General features: G+C 32.4%; 1 protein-coding gene. It reads left to right on the forward strand.

Annotated elements, in window-relative coordinates; translation table 11 throughout:
• Positions 1-1064: hypothetical protein (locus AJ936_RS01605; RefSeq protein ID WP_070273988.1), on the forward strand; the 1064-nt coding region annotated here is incomplete at both ends.

Below are 1064 nucleotides of genomic sequence, written 5' to 3' on the forward strand. Positions count from 1 at the left end.
TATACCGAAGAATATTCCAAAGCCCTTTTTGAAGCCGATCGCATATTAAGAAACTCCCCCTACAAAGACTATAAACCCCAATACCTAGATCCTAACTTTTATACAGGACAAAGTTCTACTTTACTTGAATTTAAAGATTGGCAAAGTATATATTTAAAAGATCCTATCAAAGGAGCTATAGCTCCTTGGACTAAAGCAGAAAAAGCTTATTATCATTCTTTAAAAACCAAAAGAGAAAGATATAAATATTTAGCAATAAGAAGTGGATTAAGATCTGTGGTTATAGATATACCCTATGATGCTTATGCTAATGTAGATGAAAAAGGAAGATTGGTTAATGAAGATTATGCCTATATTTACGATGAAGTAAGTTCTCATCGTGGAACATTAAAATCTTATTCTTTCTTTAATGAATGGGAATTGTCTGCTTTACTTTTGGGAAATATTAAAGCTAGTCCCACAGCTGCCGTAGGATTTAAAGCAAGACAACAACAAGCATTGTTTTTACAAGCTCAACTTGGAGATAAAAATGCTTTTAAAAGTTTAGGTTTAGCAGTATTGTGTTCTAATTCTTTTCTTACAGGGCAACATTGGAATAAGCTTAGAGCAAAAATGATTTACGATTTACACGATCATCATTATGAGAGTTTATTAGATGAATTTGGTATGCTTCCTTTTTTAGATGAGATTATAGGAGCAGATTGGACGATTGATTTAAATAAATATGATTTTGCCTATGATGAAGAAGGCAGGATCATTTGGGCTTTATATGATGATATTGAAAAAGGCAAATTAAAAGATCCAAGAGATATAGATTCTACTCCTGAAAGTAGAAATAAATTTGATGATGCTATGGATGGATATAGAAATGGGATGAAAACTAACTTTGATGTAGATACTCCAAATGATTGGAGTGAACAACAAGCTACTTTATTCAAAGATACCCTAGTATTAAGCGCCAAACTAGCAGCCCTCACTCCTCCTCAAGGCTATCCTAATGCCCCTTATTATTTTACACCTGAAAGATTAGAATGGATTTATAAAAGAGGATATTTAGACAAACT

Source organism: Campylobacter sp. BCW_6877 (assembly GCF_001762445.1).
Lineage (GTDB): Bacteria > Campylobacterota > Campylobacteria > Campylobacterales > Campylobacteraceae > Campylobacter_D > Campylobacter_D jejuni.